Raw genomic sequence first — 16,947 nt, 5'->3', positions numbered from 1 at the left:
GCGGTGTTAATATATTTAAAATCCACAACCAAGGTTTGTATAAGCCTTAGTTGTGGATTTTAAATATATTTTTTTAAACTGCTCTACACTTTAGTATATTTATGTCTACCTCATGCATTCCAGTCACATATCTTTACAATCATTTAAATTTTTAATGTGCCTCAATAAAGGCTTCCATTTGTTTGTGCCAACTCTGAGTTTCATAATTATCTGTTAGTGTATCTTCTCTAAACAACAAATCAATAATAAATCGTGGTTTTTTTCCCCCAATGTACATGGATTTGATGCAGGAAACACAAGAGACCACAACTTCCTCACAAGGCATTTGCTGTGCACGTTTTTTCATCAGCTCATTGACTTGTTCTACAGGTAGCTTTCCATAAAAATGGTCCCCACAACAAATTGCTTTGGACCCTGTTAATTTAGGCTCAATAACTTTTATATTCATTCTCGCTAACAATTTACGAATGGCGTTCAGATATCTTTCCTCTTTGCGACTGTAACAAGTATCTTGTATAGCCATTTCTACGCCTTTATAGTCAGGGAAATTAAAAGTCACACTATCAGCCAGTACCTCCCAAAATAATACCGCCCTGATTCCTTCATATAGTTCTCTATAACTTTTGTCACAAGCTGAACATACAGTAATTACTCGTGTACCCTGATCCAATTTAGGATCGTGAAAGCAGCAAGTCAAAAGTGTGGGCATCTCGCCAAACTCTGAGACTATAATCATTTTAAGTTTATCTACAAGCTTCGGTTTGTATAACATCAAAGTGCAGCCTGGTGCAAATACTTGATTCATAATTTTGCCCTCCTTTAGTGTTGACTTATGTCGGTAGTTTGGAAAGCCGCATTTTAGTTTTAACAAAAAAATTAGGGCTGTTACACCCTAAATATTTTTTAGTTGTGCAACAACCCTACATTTAATAATCAACCATTATTTGCTTAAATGGCAACATGCAATCTATTTTGCTTCTTCTTCTATCTTTAGAGTTTTAGGAAGAATAGCTTCAACTTCAGCATGTGGACGAGGGATAACATGAACAGAAATCAATTCTCCAACACGTTGCGCTGCCGCAGCTCCTGCATCAGTTGCCGCCTTTACAGCACCAACGTCACCTCTTACCATTACTGTTACTAGACCACCACCAACAAATTCTTTACCAACTAGATAAACATTTGCTGCTTTAACCATCGCATCTGCAGCTTCAATAGCCCCAACTAAACCCTTTGTTTCGATCATTCCTAATGCATCATATTTCATTTTTATTTCCTCCTAATTTTTTATTTTTTATTTTTGAAGTTGTTATCTATAATTTATATGAATTATTCTCATGCCGACTAATCTATTTTATATCTTCTTCCCTCTTTAACATTTTAGGAAGAATACCTTCAACTTCAACGTGTGGACGAGGGATAACATGAACAGAAATCAATTCTCCAACACGTTGTGCAGCCGCAGCTCCTGCATCAGTTGCTGCCTTTACAGCACCAACGTCACCTCTTACCATTACTGTTACTAGACCACCACCAACAAATTCTTTACCAACTAGATAAACATTTGCTGCTTTAACCATTGCATCTGCAGCTTCAATAGCCCCAACTAAACCCTTTGTTTCGATCATTCCTAATGCATCATATTTCATTTTTATTTCCTCCTAATTTTTTATTTTTTATTTTACAATTTTAATTTTTGATAAGGAATTAAGATTCATAGCATTTGCTTCTTCTGTGTCAATATGACATTCTAAAGCCGAAGCGTCATTTGCTCTAACGGCAACATTATTGTAAATGCCCCCGCGCGGGCCACTAATTTCAATACTCACTGACTGTCCGTCATGCACGCCGAAACGCTTCGCATCTTCAGGTGTCATGTGAATATGCCTCTGTGCAACAATCAGACCTTCTGTAGTCTGAATAGATCCCTTCGGACCAATTAGCGTAATTCCAGGTGTTCCTTGTAAATCACCTGATAGCCTTGCCTGTGAAACTACACCAAGCTTGAAGGAATCTCCTGTCAGAACTTCTATCTGCGATTTACTACGCACTGGACCAAGAATTCTAACTTTCTCAATGGCACCCTTTGGACCGCATATTGTTACTGTTTCCTTACATGCATACTGTCCGAGTTGTGACAAATCTTTACTCTTAGTAAGTTGATAACCTTCCCCGAACAGACTGTTCAAATCAGCTTGAGAGATGTGAATATGGCGATTAGAAACTCCTACTGGAATTTCATACATATCCCCTTTCACGTCACTAGAAGACATATTAGACTGAACAGCCTCTAGCAAAAGCTTCAGGGCAGTTTCATAGTTATCCATTTTAGTTAGCTCCCTTCATTGCATTTACTAGATCGCTTACCAACTTCAAAAGTTTTTCATTATCAGTAGAAGCGTCCTTCGATGCATATGAGTCAGGACTTGTACCGCATCCTACGCCTTGCTTAACATAACTGGAAGATAGTTCAGGATGGTTGAATGTAGGATCTTCGGAAGCTAATGTACTACAATCCTTAATGCCATATGCAACTCTCTTGATATTAATCAAATGCATCGGACCAACATTTTCAGAAACAGAACTTCCTCCCCATGTACCGCAACCTAGTGTAAATGCAGGTAAAAGTCCTGTGCTTAAACCAGTACCTCCTTGAGTTCCACCAGTATTAACCAAAATACGAGCTGCTGGTTTTTTAGCAAACTTCATTACAATACCTTTATCCTCTGTATGAATGCTCATAGTGTGTCCTATACCATTTTGAAGCAGTTTGATACTGAGGTCACATGCCTCATGCCAATCTCTAACTGTATAGAAAGCAAGTACAGTTGTCAATTTTTCGAAGGATAGTGGATAAGCATCACCAACACCTTGCTGCTCACCTATTAGAACCTTTGTTCCTTCTGGAATTGAAATTCCAGCAGCTGTTGCAATAACCTGAGGAGACTTGCCTACGAACTTGGCACTCATGCTATGCCCACCATTCTTAAACAGTAGTCCACAAACTTTTGCAGTTTCTTCTGACGTCATAAAATAGCCGCCCTGCTTCTTAAATTCAGATACTACCTGATCATGATTGCATTCTTCAACAATAATAGACTGTTCGGATGCACAAATGGTACCATAGTCAAAAGTCTTACTTGCAATAATATTTTTAACTGCTTGCGCAACATTAGCACTTCTCTCAATGTAAGCTGGTGAGTTTCCAGCACCAACACCCAATGCAGGCTTGCCCGCACTATAAGCGGCCTTTACCATTCCAGGGCCTCCAGTTGCAATTATCATAGAAACCTCACTACATTTCATTAACTCATTTGTAGCCCCTACAGATAGCGTAGACATACCGCTAATAATATTGGCAGGAGCTCCTGCAGCTACTGCAGCATCATTCATAAGAGTTATAGCCTTCAGTGTACATTTTAATGCAGCAGGATGTGGTGAAAATACAATTGCATTACGTGATTTAATTGCAATTATTGCTTTGTAAATAGCAGTTGATGTTGGATTTGTAGAAGGTACAATACCCATAATTAGTCCAACTGGCTCTGCAATATCAGTTACCCTATCAGCCACATTTTCACTAATCACACCAATAGTCTTCATATCTTTGATAGCATTATACACAATAGTGGAAGCCATATGGTTTTTATAAGCCTTATCCTCAACTTTTCCAAAACCAGTTTCTTCCACGGCCATCTTAGCTAAACAAACCACATTTTCTTCTGCTACTCTAACCATATTGCACAAAATCTTATCTATTTGTTCCTGAGTATAATCAGCTATCTGTTCTGTTGCGATTTTTCCGAGTCTTGCAAGATTTCTTGCCTCTTGTATAGATCGTAAATCCTTATCGAAATTTTCCATCTTATAATTCCTCCATTCTTTTTCTTGTAAAATTTTCATGATATATTTTTATAATTGTTATAACTGTGTTAATTATTTCCGTAATACTCTCTGAATTTTGTAAGTAGCAACCTCTTATTTGCCTTAGAAACCGACCTTCCCGCAATACCAAAGTTCTTATATTCACGAGCTAGATTTCGAAGTTCTATAACCTTAAACTTGCTCAGAATCTCAATTGTTTCTTCCAAACCATATTCAAGTACCATCTTATCTACAGCTTCCTTATTAGGTATCTCACTTAAATCCCTTTGCAAAGAAGCAGTTGTTTTTTCTGCATCGAATTCCGTAATTTTTAAATCTTTCACTACTAAATCTTCAACTTCAACATCTGCAGTGTCTTCTTCAATTATTTCAGCTTCGGATTCAGTTTTTGTTGCCTCTGCAGTTGACATTTCTCCATCTTTCAGCGGTGCTTGCGGTATAATTATGTTTTCCAAATCCTCATGTGGGCGAGGAATCACATGCTCTGAAACTAGGGATGTGCTGTTTATTTTTCTAACTGCCGCGCAGCCAGCCTCTACAGCTGCTTTCACAGCACCCACATCTCCAGTTACAACAATGGTAACAAGACCTCCGCCTACATATGTCTTTTCCAAGAGATTCACATTTGCCGCCTTAAGCATAGCATCTGCACTCTCAATAGCTGCAACGAGTCCTATTGTTTCAATTAACCCAAGTGCCTGCATTTCCTAACCCTCCTTAACTTTAGTCAAGCGTTCTAATATGTAGCATAGAATGCTTTCATCTTGTCAGGTGAACCAAATGCTAATTTAGCTCCCTTAGGGAAGAATACTGAATCACCTGAATGTGCAGTGTAAATCTTTCCATCCACTGTTACTGTAAGTGTACCTTCTATAACATAGTATAGCTCTTGGCAAGCGGTTTCCCAGTCGAAGCTGCAACCTTCAATTGTAATAACCCCTGCATTCATTTTACAACCATCATCAATATTGATGATTTCCTGATAAAATACTTTGTCGCTAGGGTTTCCAGTATCAAGAACTTCCATCTTTACCGAACTTCCACGAACTACCTTTAAACCACAAGGATCAACCTCAGCAATATATGGCTTATTAGAAAAAGAATCAAGGATTCCGTTTAAAAGCCCTTTATCCATCATAGCTTTGAATACCTTATAAATCATATCTGTGTCGATTCCACCATCACTGGCTTTTGCCAGTGATGAAGCTATTTCTTCACAAGAATTTTTCGCCGCACAAGCCTGCGCCTGGGAATTCTTTACCTCACAAACATTAGCTTCGGAAGTCTTTACCGCGCATACAGGGGTCTCCGTAGAAAACTCTATTCCACAAGCTTTCGCTGCGTCTTTGGCTGATGGCGTAATAATTGTATTACTATCAATATAAAATACTTTTTGACCCTTCTTTTCCACATTCTCAACATCTTTTACACAAATCAATTTTTTCATTCCTTCACATCCTTTCATAAATATAAGTTCTCATATATTAGAACAAAGATGACAACAGTCTGCCTGAAGGCGAAGCTATAACTTCTGCATTTACAAGCAGTCCTTTTTCTTTTGCAATAGCCTTTCCTGTTTCAATACCGGTTTCAACCGCAGCCACATCGCCGGTGAAAGTAAAGAATGACTTACCGCCTAGTCCATTTCCCAACCGGAGCTCTATGGGCTGTAATTCCGCTGCTTTCAAGATTGCATCAGCAGCGATAACCATGGTTGAAAGGGAGAAAGACTCCATAATTCCTAGTGCCTGAATTTCATCTGGCATAGTTGCACCTGTGATTGCTGGGAATACTAACGGGCTGACATTTGGTATAACAATAGAATCAACCAAAAATTCTTCTGCTAACCGCTCACCAATACTTACGGAATCTTGAACTGATGCAACATCGCCCTCAACAATAACTATATACTTACCGGGGCAAACAGAACTAGCTGTTACTATTTCCACATCAGAAATTTTCAGCATCTGATCTGCTACATATATACCTCGTGCAATACTTGTAAATTCAACCATACCTATTGCTTTCGACATATCAGTCCCTCCTTATCGTAATAAAATCATTTCCACACTCTACAACCGTTCCTGAAATGCTAGCATGAATTGTAGCCCCCAAATTATCTTCAGGAATTTTGCCGATTAGCTGTCCCAGCTGCACATGATCGCCAGTAGAAACAACGGTCACTGCAGGTGCCCCTACATGCTGTCTTGTTGCAATACGTACCAATTCAGGTTTTATTTCAACTTTCGTCATAAGCGCTGGCTTGTCAAAATCATTCAAACCCAGTCTAGCGACAATACGCTTACTTGGAACCAAACGATACTCACGGCTTTTGCGAGAAACGAATTCTGATTGCATGGGCTTGTACCTTATATTCTGCTGGGCCAATTTTTCTTTAAAATAAACATTTGCAGATTTCGGATATAATCCTACCGGGCATGAGAATAATTCACATAAATTACACTGACAACATAACTGTGAAACCTTTTGGCCTTCAACATCCGTTAATGCATAATTTAAAGCTCTCATCATCTTATGTGGCTGTACATTATGTCCAAGAAGATAGCGAGGACACATATCCGTACACATACGGCACTGCTCACAAGAAGCCCTATTCACTCTTCTTGCCTGCTCTAAGTTCATAGATTTCTTGCGAATCAGAGAATGCTGCTTTTTCAAAATTACAAATCCCTTATTTTTCTTTGTAACATATCCATCTATATTACTCATGACAGGACCCATCATAGGACCACCATCAATAACTGCATAATCATCAAAATTTTCTATACCACTCAGCTTTAGCACATCTATAATAGGTGTGCCTACTGGCACTTTTACAGTCAAGCTTTTAGGTATATCTCCTGCAACTGTGATATATTTTTCTGTAACTGACTGCCCCAGGGAAGCATTGTAAATATTTAATGCCGTTTCTGTATTGACTACTACACATCCAACCTGAATTGGGATACCCATTTCAGGAACAACTCTACCTGTCAATTCATAAACCAAAACTTGCTCATCACCTACAGGATAAACATCTGGAAGCTCTTTCACCTCAACGAAGTCACCTACCTGCAATGCCTTAATTCTCTCTCGCAGAATAGAAATTCCTTCTTTATGCTTTCCTTTAATACCTATAATAGCTTTGCTTGCAGAAACCAATCTTCCTGCTGCTTCAAATCCTTTAATTACCTCATCGGGAAATAGTTTCATCAACTGCTGATCCACCCGAAGCAGAGGTTCACATTCAGCTCCGTTAAGAAGTATATATTCCGATTTTGATGCTAGTTTTACATGGGTAGGGAACCCTGCACCCCCTGCACCAATAACACCGGCTTCTCTCACCATATCAAGAAGACTCATTCTTACCCCTCCTGTTATTCTCTGGGGCACATAACAATTATCAATTGTTATTCCCTTCTGTATTCCTAGTAAGCACAAAACAATTATTAATTGTTTTGCCTCCTGAATTTATCTGAAATTGCAATCATCATCAATGATTCCCACAACAACCGCATCAACTGGGATATCATCATTACCTAGCATTCGGCGAGCCGATGAGCCAGTGCTTACAATAACCCTATCTCCAATACCGGCACCGATAATATCTACAACAATCAAACGCTCGCCGGCACTACTACCGCCAATTACTTCTGCTAGCATAAACTTTAGTCCATTAAGTGATTCTGCTTTTCTTGTTGCCCATATGCTATCAATCAGTTTTGCTGTTAACATAAATCTTTCTCCTTTTTAAGCTGCTGCTTAATCTCTTGGATTGCAGATTCAACAGATGCAGTATCGCCAAAAATCGCAATCATTATCATGTTCTGCGGACAACTTCCTCTGATATCTTCTACTGTGACACCAACCGCCTTTTCAGCAATGTCCGCTGCGCAAATCATCTCTATCATTCTTCCCTGCACAAGACCAACTGCATCAACACAAATCCTGTTTTTGTCCACACCCGGCCCCATTCGCCGCATAAGAATATCTACAGTACCAACTGTCGGTGATTTAATAATTCGAAACTCCATATCTAAAATCGCCCCCTTTACCTTATACTTTGCTGCGTGCAGCTAAGTGCTATTCCTAGTGGGGTTACAAACATAGGATTTTGCGGCTTATGAGTGAAAATACCTGTCTGCTTTTCTATGATTTTTTCAATACCGGTTAGGCAGCATGTTCCGCCAACCAAACATATTTCCTTTACATCATAACCTTTGATATGCTGATTAATAATAGATGCAATTTTTTCAACTACTGGCTTAAGTACTGGTAACAGTTCCTTGTGATTTTTAGGATCACGCTTATACAATTCGCCTTCCGGAAAAGACATTTTATATGCACCTGAAACAACTAAGGAAAAATGTGTACCTCCTGTTGGCTCATCCTCAATGCAAACAACTTCTCCATCCTTTAAAATCGAAATTCCGGTTGTTCCACCGCCAACATCTACAACTGCACCATCCTTAATTTTAAGGACATTATTAGCAGCTGTACATTCATCAAGCACATTTGTCACTTCAAAACCAGCAGCCTCAACCACATTCTTAACTGCTCCTGAATCCAAAGCATCTGTCCCCGGCGGAATGGCAGCCGCTGCATAAATAAGTTCTGTACCAATCTTCTCCTCAATCTCCTGCTTCAGTTCTCTTACAATTTTAATTGCACCCATATAATCTACAACCATACCATCTCGAACTACATCTGCATACCTATAAGCACCTGCCACGGGTTTGTAATTTTCATCCAAAACCGCTAAAACAACACATGCCGTTCCCAAATCAACTCCTGTATAATAAACAGAAGATTTACCTACAATGGGATGTTCCACTACATATTCAAAATCCCGGACAAGCTGATCACAGTATTCAAAATTTAACTTTTTTTCTGACATTTTCCACCTCCTAAAACCGAACAAATCATTTGGGACAAGGTATTAACAATCTGATTAACCTTCCCGATAATTTCTATGCACAGCTCATTATCCTCATTACTTCCCTCATATACTTCTAAAACAACTGGTTCAATTTCGCGAAGATTGCAACGTAGCCTATGCAAAATTATGATTTCCCTTCCCTTTGCAAGCTGCATATGGAACTCTGTAATTTCAAAACAGTCATCTAAATCATCAGAAAATTTATCTGAATTAACCCCTGTGCATTCAGTGAAACTGAGGTTCTCGGCAGAACCTTTCCCCTCCGCAGCATTTTTAATGCAGGTGAATTGTTTGCCTAAATTAATAACTCTCTGTGCCAAGAAAACATCCTCACTCAAAAGTTCTTGTTCAGATAAAAGAAACAATGCCTCCGTGGACTTCATCTTGCTACGAAGTTTCTTCTTTTTCCAATTATTCTTCTTCTCAGGTACTTCAGGTAGCTGTTTTTCTTTTACATTTACAGTACTTTTCTTTGTAAAAGGATCATTTTCATACATATTGATCCGATGGTCCGACAGAAACTGACGTGCTCCAGGCGTAAGTCTTGCTCCTGGTTCTAACTCATAAGTTGTAAAAGGTTCTATTTTATTGAAATCCCGCAAATCACTTTCGGTAATAAATTTCATTTTATTCCCCCTTTACTTTTTTTTTCAAAAGTAAATAAATATTCTTTTAAAGCAACCATGCCTACATCACTAGAAGCACTAATCTTATAATAAGGCTCAGGTATTCCTATTTGCTTCAGCTGCTGGAAACACAAATCTTCATTTTCCGCCATTAAATCACTTTTCGTTATTACACCAATTACAGGGCATCTAAACGCCTTTACAAAACCAGGTGGATAAACGTTACTGACTCTTGACTGATCAACTAAAATCAAAATATGTGATGCATCTTGCGCGGTTGCAATTAAATGTTTGTACATCCAGGGGCTTTCAATATAAGCACCTGGAGCATCTATAGTATTCTTTCCATAAATAATATCCTGTGTTTTCCTGAGTGGTCCATCATAATCATTAAGCTCATTAACCAATGTGGTCTTTCCGCAATTCATCGGTCCTATCACCATTACTCGCTTCTTTCTCATGTTCTTGTAATAGGAGCTGTCATAAAGTCTAGCAAATTTTTCAATGTATCATTTACCGCATTAAGTGCTGTTTCAACGCTCTGCACATCACCAGTGATAATTACAGACCCCGTAAAACGGTCCAAAAATCCAATTTCAACATCCGCTGCCTTTGTTGCAACATCCGCTGCAATAATAGCGGCTTCGTAGGGTGTTATAGTTAAAATTCCAATTGACCCCTTATTGTCTATCCCCAAGCGCTCATAAATATCCGGCATAGGTGAGGCAATAACATGAGCAATTGTAACCTGCTTTCCAGGTACCGATTCTTCTATGACACGTTGTATAGATTTTTCACCAACTGCTCCCATAAAAGTTACCTCTCAATCTATTTTCTATTCTAAAAATCATTTATCAGTGCTTGATAACCGCAACTGGGAAATCATATTTTTTAATCCAGCTCTCAATCATGTCAAGTTCTTCGCTGCTTAAGCTTGGATCTCCCTCTATTGGATAGTCCATTTCTAATTGTGTGTACTTATTTACACCCATTTTGTGGTAAGGAAGCAAATCTATTCCCTTAAAATTTTTGTATTCACGGAAAGGCATCAAAAATTCAACTACACTCTCAATCTCATCCTGCCTATCATTTATGCCTTTAAGCAAGGGCATTCTAACCTTAACATTATACCTACGTTTTAAAAGTTCCTTTAAGTTTTCTAGTATTCTCTCATTGTGAACTCCCGTAAGTTCATAGTGACGCTTGGCATCAACATGCTTTATATCAAAAAGAAATAAGTCTGTAAATTCAGCAACCTTAAGTATTGATTCCAGTTTTGCATAGCCTGATGTTTCAATAGCAGTATTGATTCCTTCTTGCTTACATGTCATAAGTAAATTTGTTGCGAATTCAGGTTGCATTAGCACCTCTCCGCCACCTAAGGTAACGCCACCACCTGATACATCATAAAACATAACGTCTTCTTGAATAATTTCCATAAGTTCGGAAACAGTTTTTACCTGACCTACAATAGATAATGCAGATTCAGTACAAATTTCCTCACATTTCCGACAACCTATACAATCAATGCTATGGTTTATCTCATGTTTTAGCTCTTTTGAAATAGTATGTATAGAAGCCGGACAAACACTAACACAGGCACCACAATCAATACAGGCATCTCTTTTAAACATAACTTGATATTTTCGTTCAAGTCCTTCAGGATTAGCACACCATTTGCAACGCAATGGGCATCCTTTAAAAAATACCAGTGTCCTTATTCCCGGACCATCATACATATTATATTTTTGAACATTGAAAATCAATGCTTTTCTTTCTATTACAGCTACTTTTGTATTGCTCATAATATCTAATCTCCCGTTCAAATAAATAATTCAACTGGGCCCAATCCTCTAGCATAACCTGCATCATAAGAGAATTGGGCGTCAGTTAAGTCATTTTAAAGTCAATGGAATACCCTAATTAGAAATGTGTCAGCATAGTTCTACTGATAATTTCATCCTGAACATCCTTGCATAATTCAACAAAGAATGCACTGTACCCTGCTACACGAACAATCAAGTCACGATACTGCTGTGGATTTTTCTGTGCTGCAATCAAGGTCTCATTGTCAAGGTAATTAAATTGCATCTCTCCATTACCAAAGACGCAAGCACTACGAAGTAATGCAAGAATACCCTCTTCGCCTTCTGGTGTATCTAGTAGTCCCGCCATAAGCTTAAAGTTGTGAACCATTCCTATATTCATAGTGTCACAAGCCATCTTGGAAACGGATTTGATAATAGCAGTTGGTCCTTTAAAATCCGCACCTTGAGTTGGACTGATACCATCGGATAATGGTGACCAAGCCTCACGACCGTTAGCAGATGCACCAAGTAGTTGTCCAAAAGGTGTATTGTTTGAGATAGACAAAGTACCATGGCTTAACACTGAATAAAGAGTCTTATACTTTCTATGTTCCCTCTCTGTGAAGTTAATCAAATCGGAAGCAATCAAATCTACATAATCATCATCATTACCGTACTTAGGAGCTTTCAGGCAATCACTTTTCATCTGTTCATATCCAACAAATTCAGCTTTTAATCCTTCATTTAGTTGCTTCAAAGTATACTTCTTCTCATCGAATACTAACTTCTTGATAGCAGCCATAGAGTCTGTATGAGTAGCTAGTCCAGACCATATAACACCAGGTCCGAAGTTATACATAGCTCCACCAGCAGAAACATCCTTGCCACTCTCCATTGTACCCTCATACATAATTGACATTAGAGGTTTTGGAGCTAGTTCTCTGTGGACACGTTGAGAAATAACAGTAGCAACACTTGACCACTTTGTAATATATTTGATTTGTTCCTTAACAGCATTGTCGAACTGTTCATAAGTTTTGAAATTATCCAAGTCTCCCATATCAGGACAAACTTGCTTTTTATACCATAGTGGAACACCGTGGTTTAAAACTAATTCTATACATATTGGCCACTGGGTATAAGCAGTTGAAGTCCACTGATACAAACGACCTGATTTCTGAGGTTCAACACAACCCATAAGGCAATAGTCACGTGCATCTTCCATGGAAACACCTTTTGATAGCATCATTTTAATATGAGCATCGTCAAAATGGCAAGCCGGGAATCCCATACCAGCACGAACAACGTCAACAATCTTCTTTAAATACTTCTTAGGTGACTTGTTGTGAATACGTGTAGCTAGTGATGGTTGATAAATTTTAACATGACGAACAGCATCCATTAGTAGGTAAGTTAGGTCATTTGTTGCATCAAGACCCTCACGAGTAACTCCACCAACACACATATTTACAAATGGCTGATATCCTGCAAAGAACTTAGAACCGCCTTCACTTGTAACCCACATCATCTCAGACATTTTAATAAGCATACTACCAGATAATTCAAATGCTTCAAACTCAGTCATACGACCTTGTTCCATATCTGCCTTGTAGAATGGATACATATATTGATCAACACGACCGATAGACATACCAGTTTGGTTTTCCTCAACTAGTAGCAGTGATTCAATAGTCCAAACAGACTGAATTGCTTCCCAGTAAGTACGAGGCTTATGTGCAGGAACATGTGCATTTATTTCAGAAATCTTCATTAATTCTGCTTTACGCTTAGGATTAGTTTCCTTTGCAGCTAGTTGCGCAGCATGATCAGATAAACGCTTAGCATAAATCATAACTCCTTCAGTAGTGTCAATAACAGATTTATAATAATAAATTTTTTCAATATCATCAGGGTTTTCGTAATTCAGTTTTTCCAAATGATCCTTTGCTTCCTGCTGAATATCTAGCATTCCCTTCTTCATCAGAATTACATCATATCCAGGGTTTGAATCACCACCACCATTTATTGCATGGTAAGAACAATCTGAAACATATGATTCGCCGGAAAGTTCCCAAAGGCCTGCCTCACGGTACTGATCTTCACAGTATTCATCAATAGATTTCCCTTTCCAGAAAGGGAAAAGTTCTTCACGCATAAATTTTTTATCTTCTTCAGATATATAAAAAGGATCTTGAGCACGGGTTCCAATAGTCTCAAGTTCATCTTCCATCCATCTCCATGCAATATCAGGGGAACAAGATCCAGCACGAGGTGCGCCACAAGGTGCCCCTACAATTAGTTCATCCTCTTGAATTACCAAAGGTGCTGTCTCACAACAATATTTGAAACTTTTACCACGGAATATACTTTTAGGCATACCAGGATTTTCCTTTGCAATCTTAGTAATTGCCCTAGCACGATGAGTTGTGATAGTAGGTGTCCATTTTAAATAGTTTTCTTTCAGTCTCTGAAGACGGTCTGTAATTCCATTTGGAATTTTTCCATCATTCTCGCTAGATGCCACATAACTTACAGTATCCTCTTTTGTAATTTCTTTCGAAACCCCTTCAAACATCTTCATTAAAGATGCTCGTTCTTCTGCAGACATATTTTTAGTCGCTTCTGCAAATTTATTTGTAAATTCACGAATATCCATATTCTTACCCCTCATTCTTTCATAATTATTTCAGATTTTACATCTGATTTTTTTTAATGTTTACTGCTTATTTTTCATTCTCCATACATATCTGTAGGGCTATTTAATCTCTTGGAGAGCTTTTTTTAAAATATTCTGCAACTTCTCTATATCCTCTGAATTATACTCCGACTGCTTTGCAATACCTTGCGGGGGAGTTTTTTCCACTGTAATCATTCCATCAATAATATCCTCTATATTCCGCACACCATATCCTACTTTGCGGATATAAATAAGATTCATTGGTGAAACATTATCGGAGGTCATACCTAGTCCCGCAGAGCCACTGCCTAGCGTCAAAGCAGGCATCAAATTAGTTGTAGCACCCATGCTACCAAGAGAAGCCGGTGTATTAACAAGTACCCTACCCACTGGTTTTTTTAATGCAAACTGGCGAATCACTTCTTCGTTTTTTGAATGTATAACAAGAGTGTGTCCGTGCCTCTCACTTAAGAGCAGCTCAATGCACTTTTCGCAAGCATGCATCCAATCGTCTTCGATGTAGTAAGCCAGTACCGGGCAAAGTTTTTCCTTCGAATAAGGATTAGTTTCGGAAACATATTTCTGCTCTGAAATCAAAAGTTTTACACTCTCCATAACAGAAAAGCCTGCTCTCTTAGCCAATTCCTGTGCGGATTTGCCCACCATTTCTAAGTCCAAACTCCCATCACAATGGAAAAAGAGAGAACCAAGTTTTTGTGCTTCTTCCTCTGTCATAAAATGCGCACCGTTACTTTGCAGTTCGCGTTTTACATCAGCTGCAATACAGCTATCTACAACAATAGATTGTTCCGCCCCTGATACAATTCCGTTATCAAAGGTTTTACTAGCAATAATATCGCGTGCAGCTTGCTTAATGTCAGCTGTGCGTTCAATAAATGCCGGTCCATTGCCAGTTCCTCCATAAATGACAGGTTTTGCAGACTCATAGGCTGCTTTAAGCATTCCAGGAACGCCTGTATTCATAATAAGGGAGGTTGCTTTATGATTCATTAACTGGATTGTCCCACTATGCGTCACAGTATGTAAGTATGCAAGAGCTCCTACTGGAAGTCCAAACCCTTCTGCTGCTCGAATCATAATATCAAGTGCCTTGCAAATTGTCTTCTTCGCCCTAGGATGCGGTGAAAAAATAATCGCATTGCCGGACTTGATTGCAATTAAAGCCTTGTAGATGGTTGTAGAAACCGGACTGGTTGCAGGACATAAAGCAATAATTACACCCATAGGTACGCCTATATCCATGGTCTTGTTTTGAAGGTCCTCATCAATGATACCTACACAACGCATTCCGCGAAGTTTAACTAGCAAATACTCGGAGGCAAATCTATTCTTGATATATTTATCCTGCCATTTGCCATAATCAGTTTCATCTCGGGACATCATAGCAAGTTCGCAGGCATACTTTCCGATTTCCTCCGCCATACGTTCAACAATTTCATCCAATTTTTCCTGTGGAAAAGTTGCTAGCAGTTTTTGTGCTTCACCTGCATTTTCGGCAAGAATTCGAGCTTCTTGGATGGAGAGTAAATCATTGTCAATAATATTCATTTCTGACTCTCCTTTTCATTTCATTAACTAAGTATTGTACTTTTGCATTTTATGCATTGCTACCATATCAGCCAAATATTAAGGATTCAGTGTTTCAAGTGAATAAAGTGCAATAATTTTTTCAAGGTCCGGGTGTGGACTTGCAATAACAACTGAGCTATAAACTTCAGCACTCATATCTAATACAGCTTTTACGCCAGTATCTACAGCTGATCTACATGCCCCTACGTCTCCACGAACCAACACCGAAATATAGCCAGAAGCTACATTTTCAAAACCAATCAATTCAACATTTGCAGCTTTACACATTGCATCTGCAGCCTCTAAAGCAAAAACTATACCAAATGTTTCTATTAAACCTAAAGCTCTGTAATTGCTCGCCTGTGGTATTTCCTTTGCATCGATGTCATATACTGAAACAATATCTCCAATATCTTTAATCGGTCTTGGCATAACATTTTGTGCTGTTAATGTACCTATTGCTGTAGCTGCCTCAGCTCCTGCTTCTACAGACGCCTTAACGGCAGCAATATCACCCTTTACCATAATTGTAACCAGAGTGGAACCTATATTTTCATATGCTACCAATTCAACATTGGCAGCCTTAAGCATTTTGTCTGCCGCCTCAATTGCAGGTACCATCCCTAATGTTTCAACAAGGCCTAATGCTTCTTCTCCATAATACCTCACTAAATATTCCTCCTTTTATATTATATTTTCTGGAATCTTTTAGACACTTACTTATTAAGGGTCTTGACTCCCTCAGAATTTAACTTTACTAAGCAAGACATTCTAAAACGTTTTCTTTATCACACTATTACCAACTCAACTATCATTTCACTTTATGTTAATAATAACTGAACAAGGCATTTTTTCATGGCATAAAGTGCGCTATTTTACCGCATTATATCCACCAGTTTTTTTGAAGTTTTTGTACTATCGTTACATTCTTGCACTAATAGTATTATTTTTTATTTTTACTCAAGATATTAAAGGAGATTTAGCCTCCCACTTACATAAGTAGGAGACTTTCTTTCTAAAATGTGATTTAAATAATACAAATACAAAAATCAATTTCTACAATCTCCAAGACTTTGGAAGATATTTCTTTAATAGCATTCTCCCGTCATCATTTATAGAATAATATATATATAATTCATATAATAACTCAAATTATTAGTCCTTAATGTATTTATTAATTGTAGCTGCGCCTTCATCATTTGCATGATAGTAAATCCTTAAATTACCGGACTTATCCATACCAAAACTTTTTTCTTCAAGAAGACCATTCGCTTCAGCTGTCATTAAAGCTGCAGTAACAGCATCTTTATTAAAAGCTTTGAAGTTACCATATTGACCTTTTAAAGCTTCAATAACGTCGTCTGCACATGCTCCTTCAATTTTTGTAAAATGTTTTAAAATAGCATAATTAAGTGGTTTCAT

At 38.2% G+C, this 16,947-nt stretch carries 20 protein-coding genes and 1 pseudogene; all 21 read right to left on the bottom strand.

What is annotated here, in order from left to right:
• Nucleotides 1-151: 151 nt before the first annotated feature.
• The 21 genes and pseudogenes from G9F71_RS07745 to G9F71_RS07645 all read right to left on the bottom strand — a co-directional run bounded on the left by G9F71_RS07745 (nucleotide 152) and on the right by G9F71_RS07645 (nucleotide 16,947).
• A complete protein-coding gene (locus G9F71_RS07745) occupies nucleotides 152-805 on the bottom strand; it encodes a heterodisulfide reductase-related iron-sulfur binding cluster (RefSeq protein WP_164951397.1) in 654 nt (217 codons plus the stop codon).
• Nucleotides 806-967: 162 nt separating this feature from the next.
• Nucleotides 968-1,267 carry an ethanolamine utilization microcompartment protein EutM gene (eutM, locus tag G9F71_RS07740; RefSeq protein WP_164944933.1) on the bottom strand — a complete coding sequence of 100 codons (300 nt, stop codon included), beginning with the start codon at nucleotides 1,265-1,267 and terminating at the stop codon, nucleotides 968-970.
• An 82-nt stretch (nucleotides 1,268-1,349) separates the two neighbouring features.
• Entirely contained in the window at nucleotides 1,350-1,649 is a 300-nt protein-coding gene (gene eutM, locus G9F71_RS07735) for an ethanolamine utilization microcompartment protein EutM (protein WP_124997690.1), read from the bottom strand.
• 27 nt (nucleotides 1,650-1,676) lie between these two features.
• Nucleotides 1,677-2,327 (bottom strand): phosphate propanoyltransferase, encoded by a 651-nt coding sequence (locus tag G9F71_RS07730; protein WP_124997688.1) that lies wholly within the window; start codon nucleotides 2,325-2,327, stop codon nucleotides 1,677-1,679.
• Nucleotide 2,328: 1 nt separating this feature from the next.
• A complete protein-coding gene (locus G9F71_RS07725) occupies nucleotides 2,329-3,864 on the bottom strand; it encodes an acetaldehyde dehydrogenase (acetylating) (RefSeq protein ID WP_164951396.1) in 1,536 nt (511 codons plus the stop codon).
• Between the two features lie 68 nt (nucleotides 3,865-3,932).
• Nucleotides 3,933-4,589 carry a BMC domain-containing protein gene (locus G9F71_RS07720; protein WP_164944935.1) on the bottom strand — a complete coding sequence of 219 codons (657 nt, stop codon included), beginning with the start codon at nucleotides 4,587-4,589 and terminating at the stop codon, nucleotides 3,933-3,935.
• A gap of 32 nt (nucleotides 4,590-4,621) precedes the next feature.
• On the bottom strand, nucleotides 4,622-5,332 hold the full coding sequence (locus G9F71_RS07715; RefSeq protein WP_164951395.1) for a cupin domain-containing protein: 711 nt from the start codon (nucleotides 5,330-5,332) through the stop codon (nucleotides 4,622-4,624).
• A 37-nt stretch (nucleotides 5,333-5,369) separates the two neighbouring features.
• Complete coding sequence (locus tag G9F71_RS07710; protein WP_124997681.1) at nucleotides 5,370-5,918, bottom strand: BMC domain-containing protein; 549 nt, start codon at nucleotides 5,916-5,918, stop codon at nucleotides 5,370-5,372.
• A 1-nt stretch (nucleotide 5,919) separates the two neighbouring features.
• A complete protein-coding gene (locus tag G9F71_RS07705) occupies nucleotides 5,920-7,248 on the bottom strand; it encodes a 4Fe-4S dicluster domain-containing protein (RefSeq protein ID WP_164951423.1) in 1,329 nt (442 codons plus the stop codon).
• Nucleotides 7,249-7,356: 108 nt separating this feature from the next.
• On the bottom strand, nucleotides 7,357-7,620 hold the full coding sequence (locus tag G9F71_RS07700; protein ID WP_124997677.1) for a EutN/CcmL family microcompartment protein: 264 nt from the start codon (nucleotides 7,618-7,620) through the stop codon (nucleotides 7,357-7,359).
• The gene (locus tag G9F71_RS07695) at nucleotides 7,614-7,919 is read right to left on the bottom strand and encodes a BMC domain-containing protein (RefSeq protein WP_124997675.1); all 306 of its coding nucleotides are present in this window, start codon (nucleotides 7,917-7,919) and stop codon (nucleotides 7,614-7,616) included. The genes G9F71_RS07700 and G9F71_RS07695 overlap by 7 nt, the downstream gene beginning before the upstream one ends.
• A gap of 17 nt (nucleotides 7,920-7,936) precedes the next feature.
• Complete coding sequence (gene eutJ / locus G9F71_RS07690) at nucleotides 7,937-8,782, bottom strand: ethanolamine utilization protein EutJ (protein WP_164944937.1); 846 nt, start codon at nucleotides 8,780-8,782, stop codon at nucleotides 7,937-7,939.
• Entirely contained in the window at nucleotides 8,764-9,450 is a 687-nt protein-coding gene (locus tag G9F71_RS07685) for an ethanolamine utilization protein (protein ID WP_164951394.1), read from the bottom strand. Before G9F71_RS07685 ends, eutJ begins: the two co-directional genes overlap by 19 nt.
• Nucleotides 9,447-9,911, bottom strand: coding sequence for a EutP/PduV family microcompartment system protein (locus G9F71_RS07680; protein ID WP_164951393.1), 465 nt, complete (start codon nucleotides 9,909-9,911; stop codon nucleotides 9,447-9,449). Before G9F71_RS07680 ends, G9F71_RS07685 begins: the two co-directional genes overlap by 4 nt.
• Entirely contained in the window at nucleotides 9,908-10,261 is a 354-nt protein-coding gene (locus G9F71_RS07675; RefSeq protein WP_164944940.1) for a BMC domain-containing protein, read from the bottom strand. Before G9F71_RS07675 ends, G9F71_RS07680 begins: the two co-directional genes overlap by 4 nt.
• 43 nt (nucleotides 10,262-10,304) lie before the next feature.
• A complete protein-coding gene (gene cutD / locus G9F71_RS07670) occupies nucleotides 10,305-11,255 on the bottom strand; it encodes a choline TMA-lyase-activating enzyme (RefSeq protein ID WP_164951392.1) in 951 nt (316 codons plus the stop codon).
• A gap of 118 nt (nucleotides 11,256-11,373) precedes the next feature.
• Nucleotides 11,374-13,914, bottom strand: coding sequence for a choline trimethylamine-lyase (gene cutC, locus G9F71_RS07665; RefSeq protein WP_164951391.1), 2,541 nt, complete (start codon nucleotides 13,912-13,914; stop codon nucleotides 11,374-11,376).
• Between the two features lie 99 nt (nucleotides 13,915-14,013).
• Entirely contained in the window at nucleotides 14,014-15,504 is a 1,491-nt protein-coding gene (locus G9F71_RS07660) for an aldehyde dehydrogenase family protein (RefSeq protein WP_164951390.1), read from the bottom strand.
• Nucleotides 15,505-15,582: 78 nt separating this feature from the next.
• A complete protein-coding gene (locus G9F71_RS07655) occupies nucleotides 15,583-15,894 on the bottom strand; it encodes a BMC domain-containing protein (RefSeq protein WP_224626647.1) in 312 nt (103 codons plus the stop codon).
• 6 nt (nucleotides 15,895-15,900) lie between these two features.
• Nucleotides 15,901-16,194, bottom strand: a pseudogene (locus G9F71_RS07650) (BMC domain-containing protein); the annotation flags it as partial.
• A gap of 486 nt (nucleotides 16,195-16,680) precedes the next feature.
• A complete protein-coding gene (locus G9F71_RS07645) occupies nucleotides 16,681-16,947 on the bottom strand; it encodes a hypothetical protein (protein ID WP_164951388.1) in 267 nt (88 codons plus the stop codon).

Source organism: Clostridium sp. FP2 (genome assembly GCF_011065955.2).
Taxonomy (GTDB): Bacteria; Bacillota; Clostridia; order Clostridiales; family Clostridiaceae; genus Clostridium_AD; species Clostridium_AD tagluense.
This window is presented reverse-complemented; position numbering and strand designations above follow the sequence as displayed.